Below are 13,943 nucleotides of genomic sequence, written 5' to 3' on the forward strand. Positions count from 1 at the left end.
CACTAAAGAAAATATACCATGAAAGAGAGTTTATTCACCAGAGCGATGGTCCGCGAGTTCGGTAATATCAGGGATATTCTGCGGCTGGAATCCGGTGAGCAGAGTGAATTAGCCGCCGGTCAGGTGCGAGTTAAGATGGCGTGGGCGACGATCAATCCCTCTGATATTATTACTATTTCCGGTGCTTACCGTTCACGTATTACCCTGCCTTTCGTGCCGGGCTTCGAAGGTATGGGGCATATTCATCAGAGCAACGATCCCTCTCTGTTACGTGGCCAGCGCGTACTACCGGTGGGCAGCATGGGAGCCTGGCAGACCTTCAAGGACAGCGAGGCGCAGTGGTGTTTCACCCTGCCCGATTTCGTCAGCGATAAAGAAGCGGCGACCAGCTACGTGAATCCGATGACCGCCCTGCTGATGCTGACCGAGGAACTGCACTTCACGCCCGGGATGCGGGTAATTATCAATGCGGCCAATTCGGCGATCGGCAAGATGCTGATCCGCATTGCCAGCCATCTGGGCATCAGGGCAATCGCCATCGTGCGCAAGGCGGAGAATCTGGCGTTGTTTGACGACTACCCCGTTGAGAAGGTGTTGAACAGCAGCAGCGCGGATTACCCGCAGCAGTTGGCGGCGCTTCAGCGCAGCGGCGGCGTGGAGGCGATTCTGGACTGCATCGGCGGTGAGGAGTCGCTGTCGCTGGCACAGGCGCTGATGCCGGGCGGCCAGTTTATTCATTATGGCCTGCTGTCCGGTCGGCCGATTCCTCCGGCGTTCTGGCGCAGTCGGCCGGATATTCGTTTTTCCAATTTCCATTTACGGCTGTGGGTACATGGCCACGAGAAAGCGCTGGTGCAGCGGCGGATTGATGAGGTGATGGCGCTGATTCGTGACGGGGTGATTGCGACCGAGGTGGTGGCCGAGTTCGCGCTGGCGGATATTCATCGGGCGGTGGAAGCGGTGCTGTCTGGGGCGCTGAAGGGGAAGATTTTACTGAAGCTTTGAGAGAGCTGAGATTCTGCAGGGCGAGGTGCTGGCGCTGGCTGGCAGTGCCCCCGGTCGGGCGTCCTCGCGCCGCTTCGCTCGTCAGCCGGACGTTTACGCTAAGTTGTTTGCAGTCTGGGGGTTGTGCTGGCTGGTCGTGCCTTCGGTTGGGCGGGTCCTCGCGCCGCTACGCGGTCCCCTCACTTCGCTCGTCAGCCGGACGGACCAGCGTAGACGCGCGTCCTGCGCGGCTACGCTTTTCGGCCGCGTCCATGCGGCCAAATCCTGGCTTCCTCTCTCCGTTCAGCGCTGTGGATTGCCCGACCGAAGGCACGACCAGCCCGCTTTCTGATTTCAGTATTGCCTGAAAATCTAAAAGCGATGAATCAAGTGAAGGGGCAGCCTCTGCTGCTGCGTAAGGGCATCCGCAGCGCTGAGGTGGAGCCATTGCGCCAGGAGACGACAACATGGATGTTGGCGTCAGGCCTGGCTTGAACAGGGACGTTCAATCCTGGCCGATCCGTTCGGCACAATGGCGTAACCGAGGGTACCGCAACGCGGCGCGAGGACCGCCCGGAGCAGCAGCAGAGGCTGAACCCAAGCCACCCGTTCCACAGCGCCGAACACTAGCTCAGCGTCGGATACGCCCGCCGCACCGCCCGCACAATCACCGCCGCCAGCACAACCTTCACGATATCGCCTGGCACATCTGACATTCGTCTTGACTGAAAATCTAAAAGCGATGAATCAAGTGATGGGGCAGCCTCTGCTGCTGCGTAAGGGCATCCGCAGCGCTGAGGTGGAGCCATTGCGCCAGGAGACGGCAACATGGATGTTGGCGTCAGGCCGGGCTTGAACAAGGACGTTCAATCCTGGCCGATCCGTTCGGCACAATGGCGTAACCGAGGGTACCGCAACGCGGTGCGAGGACCGCCCTGAAGCAGCAGCAGAGGCTGAACCCCAACCACCTGTTCCACGGCGACGTCTTCTGGCGTTACCGGGTACCGCAACGCGGCGCGAGGACCGCCCGGAGCAGCAGCAGAGGCTGAACCCCAACCACCCGTTCCACAGCGCCGAACACTAGCTCAGCGTCGGATACGCCCGCCGCACCGCCCGCACAATCACCGCCGCCAGCACAACCTTCACGATATCGCCTGGCACAAACCCCAGCGAACCCAGCGCGGCCTGCTTAAGCGTGATGCCCGCAACGGCAGCAATCCACGGGATACCACAGGCATAAATCACCACGATCCCACCCAGCGCGATAATCAGCAGCTCTTTCACCAACGTCAACGAACGCAGGCCGCGCTGATACAGGTAGCCAATCAGCAAGGCCGCCAGCGGCCACGAAAGAATAAAACCCCCGCCCGGCCCCATATATACCCCCAGCCCACCACGGCCACCGGCCAGCAGCGGCAGCCCGATAGCGACAAGCAGATCGAACAACACCATCGCCAGCGCGCCGCGCTTAGCGCCGGCAATCGCACCCGCCAGCATACAGCCCAGCGTTTGCGCGGTGATCGGCACGCCAATTACCGGCAGGCTGAAGGCCGGGAACAGGCCCAGCGCCGCGGTCATCGCTGCAAATAACGCAATATAAACAATATCTCGGGTGGACATTAAGAGCCTCTCGACTTTTCAGCATCGCTTTGGGGACGTTTTAACTGAGGATCGTATGCGCGGGCCTCAAGCGCCGCTGCAATGTCATCAGCCATTTTCAGGGTACGGACAATAACCGGGATCGCTACGGCAATCACACTGCGATCGAGGCCGCGCGCCTTTTGCGCTTCACGCACCTCGGCGGTGATGGCCGCCAGCACCGGAATAAAACGCAAAGCCAGCGAGAGCGCCAGGCTAACCTTCGCCGGGTTGATGCGTAAAAAACGCAGCCAGAACAGCTCGCTTTCCAGCGCATCAATCATATCGGTGGTGCGCGTCGTCAGCGTGACCAGCGCCGCCAGCAGCAGCAGCGCGCAAAGACGTGCAACGACCAGCAGGCCGGAAAGCCAGTCGACCATCCACCACTGCACGGCGAACAACAGCGCCAGCACCCACAGCAGCGGTTTCAGCTGCAGCAGCATGATTTTCGGTCCGATGCCGGACAGGGGATAAAGCGCAGCAACCACCGCCAGCGTGGACAGCACGGCCGCCAGCAGGGGAAAAACAAACAGCAGCGTACCGACCAGCGCCAGAGAGAGGATTTTGACTCCCGGCGGCAGGCGATGGATAACCGAGTTACCCGGTACGTAATCACTCAGGGTCATGACATCATCCTGACATATTCTTTCAGCGCCACGGCGGGCACATCATCGACGGCAACTTCCCCGCGCTCAAACACCAGCACGCGGTCAAAATCCTGCAAAAACTCCAGATCGTGCGACACGACGATCGCCGTTTGATCCAGTTCGCCAATCGCGGCGGCAATACGCCGCTTGTTGCGCAGATCCAACAGCGTGGTCGGCTCGTCGAAAACGATATACTCCGGCTCCATCACCAGCACGCCGGAGATCGCCAGCAGCTGCTTCTGACCACCGCTGAGCAGATGCGCCGGATGCTGCCGTAGATCCTGCATATCGTAACGGGCCAGCGCCGCCTCGGTGCGTTCACGGATCGTGGCTTTATCCAGTCCGAGGTTTTTCATACCGAAGGCCAGATCCTCTTCCACTACAGGAAACACGATCTGGTTGTCCGGGTTCTGGAAAACAAAGCCGACTTTGCGCCGTACCGCCTTACCCTGCTGGCGGGTATTCAGGCCATCGATCAGCACATCGCCCTGGGCAGGCAACAGCAAGCCGTTCAGCAGGCGAACGAAGGTGCTTTTACCGCAGCCGTTGCTGCCAACAATGCCGATACGCTTCTCGGTGAGCTGCAGATTGATATCCTTCAGCACCTTGCGATCGCCGTACGCGTGGGAGACCCCTTTCAGTTCAATCATTGGGCGGCCTCGCTCAGGATGGTTTACGCGGACGCTGCTGGCGGCCAATCGTCAACTGTTCAATGACGGCGGCCGGTGACAGCGACATCACAAAATCCACCGCGCGGCAGATATCTTCCGTGCTAAGCATCTCTTCTGCGGACAGCCCGGAGCCGACGGCCATATCGGTATCCACCACGTCCGGGCAGAGCGTGGTGACTTTAATCCCCAGAGCGCCCAGCTCACGGGCAATGGAACGGCTGTAGCCGACCAGCGCGTGTTTGCTGGCGGCGTAGCTGGCCACGCTGCCGTAGGGCTGTACGCCGCTGACCGAAGCCAGATTAAAGATGCGGGCATCCTCAGACTTTTGCAGCCACGGCGTGCACAGCTGGCAGAGATGATGAATGGCGGTGACGTTGGTGGTCAGCAGCGCGCTGAAGTCATCCAGCGACGTCTGCGTGGAGCCAGCGCGGAAAATGCCGGCGGCATTAATCAGCACATTTAACTGCCCGTGAGTGTGCAGCACCTGCTGTACCTGCGCAGCGACGGCGGCATGGTCGCAGACGTCAACCGCCAGCACCTGCACCCGCGCCGGATCAAGGGTTGAGGCGAAGCGGTTCAGGGTTTGTGCATCGCGGGCCAGTAAAATCAGATGATAGCCACGCGCGTAAAAATGGCGGGCCAGCTGGTGACCGATCCCCCGGCTGGCACCGGTGATCAGGGCAACGTTATTCGACACGGTTAACCTGTTGTTCAAAAAAAACCAGCAGCAAAGATACGCTATTTCCCGTCAAAATAAAAAACCGATTTTGGTTTACGGTGACTCAAAAAAACAGCTTTACGCCAGCCGTTCGGGTTGAGAAGTGCGGGGACTTCCGGCTCCACTCTCCGACAGGCCAGACATCATAGCAGGGGAATTGTAGGCATTAATGATGACCCTGGTAACTCTGAAAAAAACTAAATAACAATGAATCGGATATAAAAAGACACCGTGTAAACACTGCACAGAATAATTCATTCTTATTACGAAAATAATTAATCCGGCACGGAATGACAAGATCCTCACGCTGGCAAGCGTATTTTTTAAATCGTTAATCTGAATGAATTCCTTCTCCATCCTGTTAATCACCTCGCCGTGACATACCCGGCGGACGGTTGTCTGTTTATTTCTTCACAGTATTAAAAAGGAGCATTATTTTGAGAAGACATATCAAAAGTTTCCGAGAATACCTGGATATTCTTAACAAACAGGGAGACTTACAAAAATACAGTCAAGAGGTTGATCCTCATCTGGAAATTGGTGCCATTTCCCGTTACGTCATCGAGCAGCGCCTGCCGATGGCGGTCATGGACAACATCAAAGGTTATCCAGATTATTCAATGACTACCGGCGTTTTAGCCTGCAGTTCCTTCTTTACTCACCCCTATTCCCGAATGGCCACCGCGTTAGGTTTCGATCCCTTTATCCATCCGCTGGAAATGATTAAAGAACTGGGCGGATTTTCACATGAAAAACGTGTTAAACCGGTTAAGATTAATTCCCCCGGTTTTATGAAAAATGTGATTGAAGGGGACAAGGTTGATCTATTCAATATTCCCTGCCCGTATTTACATCAGGGTGATGGCGGCGATTATCTTAATACCATCGGGACCATGGTCGTAAAAACACCCGATAATCGCTGGACCAACTGGCATATTTGCCGCGTCATGCGTGTGGATAAGAACCATCTTACCGTGTGGACCCGTCAGCATCAGCACTTTGCGATGATTCATGAAGAATGGAAAAAGCTGAATAAGAAAATGCCTTTCGCAATTGCACTGGCTCCTGAACCGGCGGTGACCGCCATCTCCGGTATTCGCGTTCCGGCGGAAGTGGATGAAGCCGATGTGCTTGGCGGCTGGTTTGGTGAAGGGATTGAGGTTGCTACCAGTCCGGGGGGAAAACTGGAGGTTCCCGCCAGCTGCGAGATGGTGATTGAAGGAGAAATGTCCATCGATACGCTGCATGAGGAGGGGCCATTCGGTGAATATCACGGCTATCTGCTCGCCGATAAATGCAATGAGCTGGTCGGTGAGGTGCTGACCATTGCGCACGTTGATAAGCCCGTTATCGGCACTATTCCGGCGGGTAAACCGCTGGATGACGACCACGCCATTATCGGTATTGGCGGTTCCAGCACGTTTACTCTGGCGCTAAAAGAGGCCGGCATGCCGGTTCTGGATGCGTGGATGGCACCCGAAACCGCACTGCATCTGCTGGTGGTCAGGGTCAAACCGGAATGGCAGCAGCAGTACAAAAACGTTCATGAGTTCATTGACGCGCTGGAAGCCGCGATCCTTAGCTCGCCGATGAGCTACGTCATCGCCCATGCGCTGGTCATTGATACGGATATCGATCCGACTCATCCCGGCGACGTGCTGTGGGCCTGGAGTTCGCGTGTGCATCCTGAAACCGGCACCCGCATCACCAAACCACGCTACATCACCGATATGCCACCGGTATTCACCCCTGCAGAGCGCAAAATCCACAAGGCGCGGCTGGCAATCCACGTCGGCCTGCTGGGAGCCAATCCGAACAGCGCGAAAGATCCGGTCCTGCCGTGCGGTTTTAATACCCTGTATCCACAGGCCCTGAAGGAAAAAGTGATCGCGGCATTCAGCAGCCAGACATCGGGCAGAAAAGCGTAATGGCTTTTACCTGATAGTTAACGCAAAAAAAACGGCCCTTAAAAAGGGCCGTTTTTATGCTTACGCCGTCAGCGAATTATTTCTTTTTCGCTTTCGGGTTTGGCAGGTCGGTGATGCTGCCTTCGAAGATCTCAGCCGCCAGGCCAACCGATTCGTGCAGAGTCGGGTGAGCGTGGATGGTCAGCGCCAGGTCTTCAGCGTCGCAGCCCATTTCGATCGCAAGGCCGATTTCACCCAACAGCTCGCCGCCGTTAGTACCGACAATCGCACCACCGATGACGCGGTGAGTGGCTTTGTCGAAAATCAGTTTGGTTATGCCGTCTGCGCAGTCGGAAGCGATAGCACGACCAGAAGCAGCCCACGGGAAGGTGGCGGTTTCATAGCTAATGCCTTTCTCTTTCGCTTCTTTCTCGGTCAGACCAACCCAGGCAACTTCTGGCTCGGTGTAGGCGATAGATGGGATCACTTTCGGGTCGAAGTAATGTTTCTTACCAGAAATCACCTCTGCCGCTACGTGGCCTTCATGTACGCCTTTGTGTGCCAGCATTGGCTGACCCACGATGTCGCCGATAGCAAAGATGTGCGGTACGTTGGTGCGCATCTGCTTGTCAACGCGGATAAAGCCGCGATCGTCCACTTCCACGCCCGCTTTACCGGCATCCAGACCTTTACCGTTCGGTACGCGGCCGATAGCCACCAGCACCGCGTCGTAACGCTGTGGTTCCGCAGGCGCTTTTTTGCCTTCCATCGTCACATAGATACCGTCTTCTTTTGCTTCAACGGCGGTGACTTTGGTTTCCAGCATCAGGTTGAACTGCTTGGAGATACGCTTGGTGAACACTTTCACCACGTCTTTATCTGCAGCAGGGATCACCTGGTCAAACATCTCGACCACATCAATCTGTGAACCCAGGGCATGGTAAACCGTACCCATTTCCAGACCGATGATACCGCCGCCCATAACCAGCAGACGATCCGGAACGGATTTCAGTTCCAGTGCATCGGTGGAATCCCAGACGCGTGGATCTTCGTGCGGGATGAACGGCAGCTGAATCGGGCGTGAACCCGCCGCGATGATGGCATTGTCGAAAGTGATCGTGGTGGTTTCACCCTTCTCATTTTCAACAACCAGAGTATTTGCACCGGTAAATTTACCCAGGCCGTTAACCACGTTAACTTTACGGCCTTTCGCCATACCGGACAGACCGCCGGTCAGCTGGGTGATGACTTTCTCTTTCCAGGCGCGGATCTTGTCAACGTCGGTTTGCGGCTTGCCGAACACGATACCGTGAGCTTCCAGCGCTTTCGCTTCTTCAATCACCTTCGCCACGTGCAGCAGGGCTTTAGAAGGGATACAGCCGACATTCAGACAAACACCACCAAGGGTGCTGTAACGCTCAACGATGACGGTCTCCAGACCTAAATCCGCTGCACGGAAGGCTGCAGAATAGCCTGCAGGACCTGCCCCAAGTACCACGACTTGAGTTTTAATTTCTGTACTCATCATGACCTCTTATTTGATAGTCCGGCGGGTCAGACAGATACCCGTCATACTTGAAACTGCATCTGTATTGGCTGCACTCGCTCGCCCGAATCACTTACCGATGTAAGCTCATTGGGCTCGTTCCCTTGCCGCCTTGATGCCGCTCCAATTATTTAGGGTATATCAATTGCTACGCCCTTCTTCCACCGGGACGCGTTCACCGCAAGAGTTTACAGAATTGTTAAAAATCTGCAAACCGCAGTGCCACGAATATCTACATCCCTTATAACAAGGCCGGCTTGCGCCGGCCTTGTCTGCTGTTACATCACCAGACGGCGAATGTCAGCCAGTGCCTGATTGATAATGGTGATGAAGCGTGCACCATCTGCACCGTCGATTACGCGGTGGTCGAAGGAGAGCGACATCGGCATCATCAGACGCGGAGTGAACTCTTTACCGTTCCAGACCGGCTCCATAGCAGACTTGGAGACGCCCAGGATAGCCACTTCAGGCGCGTTAACAATCGGCGCGAAGTGAGTTGTCCCGATGCCGCCCAGGCTGGAAATGGTGAAGCAGCCGCCCTGCATTTCGCCAGCGGTCAGCTTGCCATCACGCGCTTTCTTGGAGATAGCCATCAGCTCGCGAGACAGTTCGGTAATCCCTTTCTTGTTCACGTCTTTGAACACCGGAACCACCAGACCGTTTGGCGTATCAACCGCCACACCGATGTTGATGTACTTCTTCAGCGTCAGCTTCTGAGCATCTTCGGACAGTGAACTGTTGAAGCGAGGCATCTGCTCCAGGGCCGCCGCAACGGCTTTCATGATGAAGACCACTGGAGTGAATTTCACGTCCAGCTTACGTTTGGCCGCTTCATCGTTCTGCTGCTTACGGAAGGCTTCCAGCTCGGTGATATCGGTTTTGTCGAAGTGCGTAACGTGCGGGATCATCACCCAGTTACGGCTCAGGTTCGCACCAGAGATTTTCTGGATACGGCCCAGTTCAACTTCTTCAATCTCACCAAACTTGCTGAAGTCCACTTTCGGCCAAGGCAGCATGCCAGGTAGACCACCACCCGCGGCTGCGGCTGGCGCTTCGGCGCGTTTTACCGCGTCCTTAACGTAGGTCTGAACGTCTTCTTTCAGAATACGCCCTTTACGACCGGTGCCTTTGACTTTGGCCAGGTTTACGCCAAACTCGCGCGCCAGACGGCGGATAACCGGAGTCGCGTGAACGTAAGCGTCGTTTTCAGCGAAGTCGGATTTCGCATCAGCTTTCGCAGGGGCAGCAGCTGGAGCCGCTTTCTCTTCCTGCTTAGCCGGTGCAGCTGCAGCCGGAGCTTCCGCTTTCGCAGCCGGAGCCGGAGCGGCTGGCGCAGCGCCTGCCACTTCAAAGACCATCACCAGTGAACCGGTGCTGACTTTGTCGCCGGTTGCTACTTTGATCTCTTTCACGGTACCCGCGAACGGAGCCGGCACTTCCATTGAGGCTTTGTCGCCTTCAACGGTCAGGATCGACTGTTCCGCTTCCACGGTGTCGCCCACTTTGACCATGATCTCGGTGACTTCAACTTCATCGCCGCCGATATCCGGTACGTTCACGTCTTTCGGGCCGCTGGCCGCAGCCGGGGCCGCAGCAGCTGGTGCAGCCGCTTCTTCTTTCTTCTCTTCAGCCGGTGCGGATGGCGCCGCTGCGCCACCTGCGGCTTCAAAGATCATGATCAGCTTGCCGGTTTCGACTTTATCGCCGGTAGCCACTTTGATCTCTTTAACCACGCCCGCCTGCGGAGAAGGGACTTCCATAGAAGCCTTATCGCCTTCGACCACGATCAGCGACTGTTCAACTTCCACAGTGTCGCCAACCTTCACCAGGATTTCGGTGACTTCAACTTCGTCCGCGCCGATGTCCGGTACATTGATTTCGATAGCCATTACTCTTTACCTCTTATGCCAGACGCGGGTTAACTTTATCGGCATCGATGTCGAACTTGGCGATAGCGTCCGCTACCACTTTCTTATCGATTTCGCCGCGTTTAGCCAGTTCGCCCAGTGCTGCAACGACAACGTAAGATGCGTCCACTTCGAAGTGGTGACGCAGGTTCTCACGGCTGTCTGAACGACCAAAGCCGTCAGTACCCAGAACGCGATAGTCGCTGGCTGGGATGTAGCTGCGAACCTGTTCTGCGAACAGTTTCATATAGTCGGTAGATGCTACTGCCGGTGCATCGCTCATGATCTGCGCGATGTAAGGCACGCGTGCTTCCTGAGTTGGATGCAGCATATTCCAACGCTCACAGTCCTGACCGTCGCGGGCCAGTTCGGTGAAGGAGGTCACGCTGTAAACATCAGAGCCAACGCCGTAGTCTTTCGCCAGGATTTCTGCCGCTTCACGCACGTGACGCAGGATAGAGCCTGAACCCAGCAGCTGAACTTTACCTTTGCTACCTTCGATAGTTTCCAGCTTGTAGATACCCTTACGGATACCTTCTTCAGCGCCTTCCGGCATTGCTGGCATGTGGTAGTTTTCGTTCAGCGTGGTGATGTAGTAGTACACGTTTTCCTGTGCATCACCGTACATACGCACCAGACCGTCATGCATGATGACTGCCACTTCGTACGCATAAGCTGGATCGTAAGAGATACAGTTAGGGATAGTCAGAGACTGAATGTGGCTGTGGCCATCTTCGTGCTGCAGACCTTCACCGTTCAGCGTTGTACGACCGGAAGTCCCGCCCACCAGGAAGCCGCGAGCCTGCTGGTCACCTGCTGCCCAGCACAGGTCGCCGATACGCTGGAAACCGAACATGGAGTAGTAGATGTAGAACGGGATCATTGGCAGATTGTTGGTGCTGTAGGACGTTGCCGCCGCCAGCCACGATGCGCCTGCACCCAGTTCGTTGATGCCTTCCTGCAGGATCTGACCTTTTTCGTCTTCTTTATAGTAAGCAACCTGCTCACGGTCCTGCGGGGTATACTGCTGGCCGTTCGGGCTGTAAATACCGATCTGACGGAACAGGCCTTCCATACCGAAGGTACGGGCTTCATCGGCGATGATTGGCACCAGGCGATCTTTGATCGACGGGTTCTTCAGCATCACGTTCAGGGCACGTACGAAAGCGATAGTGGTGGAGATTTCTTTGTTCTGCTCATCCAGCAGCTGGCGGAAATCTTCCAGCGTTGGCATTTCGAGCTTCTCGCTGAACTTAGGTTCGCGAGTTGGCAGGTAGCCACCCAGTTTCTGACGCTGTGCGTGCAGGTAGGTGTGCTCTTCTGAGCCTTCAGCAAAGGTCACGTACGGCAGTTTTTCGATGGCAGCATCGTCAACCGGCACGTTGAAGCGGTCGCGGATATAGCGCACGCCGTCCATGTTCATTTTCTTCACCTGGTGAGCAATGTTTTTGCCCTCCGCGGTGTCGCCCATACCGTAACCTTTGATGGTATGAGCCAGGATAACCACAGGTTTGCCCTTGGTGTCCTGCGCTTTTTTCAGTGCGGCGTAAACTTTCTTCGGATCGTGACCACCACGGTTCAGAGACCAGATCTCGTCGTCGCTCAGATCTTTCACCAGCTCAGCGGTTTCCGGATATTTACCGAAGAAGTGCTCACGCACGTACGCGCCGTTTTTGGATTTGAAGGTCTGATAGTCGCCGTCAACGGTTTCGTTCATCAGCTGGATCAGCTTACCGCTGGTGTCTTTACGCAGCAGTTCGTCCCAACGACCGCCCCAGATCACTTTCAACACTTCCCAGCCAGCACCACCGAAGATGCCTTCCAGTTCGTTGATGATCTTACCGTTACCGGTTACCGGGCCATCCAGACGCTGCAGGTTACAGTTGATGATGAAGACCAGGTTATCCAGTTTTTCACGGGTAGCGATAGTGATCGCACCTTTAGATTCTGGCTCATCCATCTCACCGTCGCCCAGGAAGGCGTAAACGGTCTGCTGAGAGGTATCTTTCAGGCCACGGTGTTCCAGATATTTCAGGAATTTAGCCTGATAGATCGCACCCAATGGACCCAGACCCATTGATACGGTCGGGAACTGCCAGAAGTCAGGCATCAGTTTAGGGTGTGGGTAAGAAGACAGACCTTTACCGTGAACTTCCTGACGGAAGTTGTTCATCTGATCTTCGCTCAGACGACCTTCCAGGAAGGCACGAGCATAAACGCCCGGAGAGATGTGACCCTGGAAGTAAACCAGATCGCCGCCGTCTTTTTCCGTACGCGCACGGAAGAAGTGGTTGAAGCACACTTCATAGATAGTGGCAGAAGACTGGAAGGAGGACATGTGGCCGCCCAGATCCAGATCCTTCTTCGATGCGCGCAGAACGGTCATAATGGCGTTCCAGCGAATAGCAGAACGGATACGACGTTCTAAAGATGTGTTGCCCGGGTATTCCGGCTCATCTTCAACAGCAATAGAGTTGATATAGTTGTTAGCTCCAGCACCTGCAGCCACTTTCACGCCGCCTTTACGTGCTTCGCTCAGAACCTGATCGATCAGATACTGTGCGCGCTCAACACCTTCTTCACGGATGACCGATTCGATCGCCTGTAGCCAGTCGCGAGTTTCGATCGGATCCACGTCATTGTTTAAACGTTCTGACATGGGGGGTATTCCTTATCTGTGTCTAATACGTTGAATTGTCTGGAGCCTGTCTCTTTGCATTCTGTCGTTCAGAACACACAGAGACAGGCTCGTCGTTTATACCCTTTAGCCCTGGTGCTGGCGCTATGCTAGCCGTTACGCCAATGGTTTTGGGTATAGTGCCGCGTTATAGTTACGCGTTTTACTTACGTTATTCCTTACGTTGCTGTAAACGTCGCAGGGAACGCTCTCTACGGCTCTGCTCCCGACTTCTGTCCAGCAATATTTCCTCGATAAACGCCAGGTGGCGGTGTGAGGCTTCACGGGCCTGTTCCGGCTCGCGTGCCACAATCGCCTGAAAAATACTGGCGCGATGTTCACTCACTTTCACCAGCATCTCCCGACGCGAGTAGAGTAACTCGAAGTTCTGTCTTACGTTCTGTTCCAGCATTGGACCCATACTGCGTAGCAAATGCAGCAGCACCACATTATGCGCGGCTTCTGTGACAGCAATCTGATACTGCATCACCGCATCGGCTTCTGCGTCCAGATCGCCGCTGTCCTGGGCGGTCTGAATTTGCAGATGGCAGTGGCGGATACGTGCAATATCGTCGTCGGTCCCGCGAAGCGCGGCATAATAGGCGGCAATCCCTTCCAGCGCATGACGCGTTTCCAGCAGGTCGAACTGGGATTCAGGATGGCCGGCAAGCAGTTCAATGAGCGGATCGCTCAGGCTTTGCCACAGGGTTTTCTGGACGAAGGTGCCACCGCCCTGACGGCGAAGCAGCAGACCTTTTGCTTCCAGACGCTGGATTGCTTCTCGTAGGGAAGGACGGGAGACATCAAACTGCACGGCCAGCTCGCGCTCGGGCAGTAATTTCTCTCCAGGACGCAGCGTCCCTTCCATAATCAGGGACTCAAGCTGCTGCTCGATGGCGTCAGAGAGCTTTGGTTGGCGGATCTTACTGTAGGCCATTATCCCTTCTTCTACGATGTGCCAGAGTTAATTGGTAATACCAATTTAAAAAAGGTGCCCGTAAAGTAACAAAGTATTCACCTGATGTCTATATGACAACCCGGCGAAACCAGACCCCCGTCTCGTTCCTGGCAAGGGGTTAACGGCATTTTTCGATCCGCCTCGAATGCATAATAAATGTTAAATTTTAAAACTTTTTTGAAACACGGCAGCAGCTTAGTTAAATAGCACCCCACTAAAAGCACCCTATGCGATGTCCGATTTCCTTTATGCTGCCCCCTGAAATCGTTATGCGTCTATTCGGTGCGATC

At 55.4% G+C, this 13,943-nt stretch carries 10 protein-coding genes; 2 read left to right on the forward strand and 8 right to left on the reverse strand.

What is annotated here, in order from left to right:
- Positions 1–18 precede the first annotated feature (18 nt).
- Positions 19–1,005 (forward strand): zinc-dependent alcohol dehydrogenase family protein, encoded by a 987-nt coding sequence (locus EC836_RS22125; RefSeq protein WP_123337164.1) that lies wholly within the window; start codon positions 19–21, stop codon positions 1,003–1,005.
- Between the two features lie 1,059 nt (positions 1,006–2,064).
- Here the strand turns inward: EC836_RS22125 and EC836_RS22130 are convergent.
- The 4 genes from EC836_RS22130 to EC836_RS22145 are packed head-to-tail and all read right to left on the reverse strand — an operon-like array spanning position 2,065 to position 4,637.
- The gene (locus EC836_RS22130; protein WP_123337166.1) at positions 2,065–2,604 is read right to left on the reverse strand and encodes a biotin transporter BioY; all 540 of its coding nucleotides are present in this window, start codon (positions 2,602–2,604) and stop codon (positions 2,065–2,067) included.
- Positions 2,604–3,248, reverse strand: a complete 645-nt coding sequence (locus EC836_RS22135) for an energy-coupling factor transporter transmembrane protein EcfT (RefSeq protein WP_123337168.1) — start codon at positions 3,246–3,248, stop codon at positions 2,604–2,606. Before EC836_RS22135 ends, EC836_RS22130 begins: the two co-directional genes overlap by 1 nt.
- Positions 3,245–3,919: an energy-coupling factor ABC transporter ATP-binding protein gene (locus EC836_RS22140; protein WP_123337170.1), complete on the reverse strand. Its 675-nt coding sequence runs from the start codon at positions 3,917–3,919 to the stop codon at positions 3,245–3,247. Before EC836_RS22140 ends, EC836_RS22135 begins: the two co-directional genes overlap by 4 nt.
- Before the next feature lie 13 nt (positions 3,920–3,932).
- Positions 3,933–4,637 (reverse strand): SDR family oxidoreductase, encoded by a 705-nt coding sequence (locus EC836_RS22145; RefSeq protein WP_123337172.1) that lies wholly within the window; start codon positions 4,635–4,637, stop codon positions 3,933–3,935.
- A gap of 458 nt (positions 4,638–5,095) precedes the next feature.
- On the opposite strand from EC836_RS22145, the gene EC836_RS22150 reads away from it, so the two are divergent.
- Positions 5,096–6,586: a UbiD family decarboxylase gene (locus EC836_RS22150; protein ID WP_158612809.1), complete on the forward strand. Its 1,491-nt coding sequence runs from the start codon at positions 5,096–5,098 to the stop codon at positions 6,584–6,586.
- A gap of 76 nt (positions 6,587–6,662) precedes the next feature.
- Here the strand turns inward: EC836_RS22150 and lpdA are convergent, their stop codons facing one another.
- The 4 genes from lpdA to pdhR all read right to left on the reverse strand — a co-directional run bounded on the left by lpdA (position 6,663) and on the right by pdhR (position 13,632).
- Positions 6,663–8,090 (reverse strand): dihydrolipoyl dehydrogenase, encoded by a 1,428-nt coding sequence (gene lpdA / locus EC836_RS22155; RefSeq protein WP_123337176.1) that lies wholly within the window; start codon positions 8,088–8,090, stop codon positions 6,663–6,665.
- 299 nt (positions 8,091–8,389) lie between these two features.
- Positions 8,390–10,000, reverse strand: coding sequence for a pyruvate dehydrogenase complex dihydrolipoyllysine-residue acetyltransferase (gene aceF / locus EC836_RS22160; RefSeq protein WP_123337178.1), 1,611 nt, complete (start codon positions 9,998–10,000; stop codon positions 8,390–8,392).
- A gap of 13 nt (positions 10,001–10,013) precedes the next feature.
- Positions 10,014–12,677, reverse strand: coding sequence for a pyruvate dehydrogenase (acetyl-transferring), homodimeric type (aceE, locus tag EC836_RS22165; protein WP_123337180.1), 2,664 nt, complete (start codon positions 12,675–12,677; stop codon positions 10,014–10,016).
- A 190-nt stretch (positions 12,678–12,867) separates the two neighbouring features.
- Positions 12,868–13,632: a pyruvate dehydrogenase complex transcriptional repressor PdhR gene (pdhR, locus tag EC836_RS22170; RefSeq protein ID WP_123337181.1), complete on the reverse strand. Its 765-nt coding sequence runs from the start codon at positions 13,630–13,632 to the stop codon at positions 12,868–12,870.
- Positions 13,633–13,943 lie beyond the last annotated feature (311 nt).

This window comes from Erwinia sp. JUb26 (genome assembly GCF_003751505.1).
GTDB lineage: Bacteria > Pseudomonadota > Gammaproteobacteria > Enterobacterales > Enterobacteriaceae > Erwinia.

Excerpts from the sequence above, each read along its gene's own strand:
- EC836_RS22125 (WP_123337164.1), top strand. The coding sequence starts at position 19 with ATGAAAGAGAGTTTATTCACCAGAGCGATGGTCCGCGAGTTCGGTAAT.
- EC836_RS22130 (WP_123337166.1), bottom strand. The coding sequence starts at position 2,604 with ATGTCCACCCGAGATATTGTTTATATTGCGTTATTTGCAGCGATGACC.
- EC836_RS22135 (WP_123337168.1), bottom strand. The coding sequence starts at position 3,248 with ATGACCCTGAGTGATTACGTACCGGGTAACTCGGTTATCCATCGCCTG.
- EC836_RS22140 (WP_123337170.1), bottom strand. The coding sequence starts at position 3,919 with ATGATTGAACTGAAAGGGGTCTCCCACGCGTACGGCGATCGCAAGGTG.
- lpdA (WP_123337176.1), bottom strand. The coding sequence starts at position 8,090 with ATGAGTACAGAAATTAAAACTCAAGTCGTGGTACTTGGGGCAGGTCCT.
- aceF (WP_123337178.1), bottom strand. The coding sequence starts at position 10,000 with ATGGCTATCGAAATCAATGTACCGGACATCGGCGCGGACGAAGTTGAA.
- aceE (WP_123337180.1), bottom strand. The coding sequence starts at position 12,677 with ATGTCAGAACGTTTAAACAATGACGTGGATCCGATCGAAACTCGCGAC.
- pdhR (WP_123337181.1), bottom strand. The coding sequence starts at position 13,632 with ATGGCCTACAGTAAGATCCGCCAACCAAAGCTCTCTGACGCCATCGAG.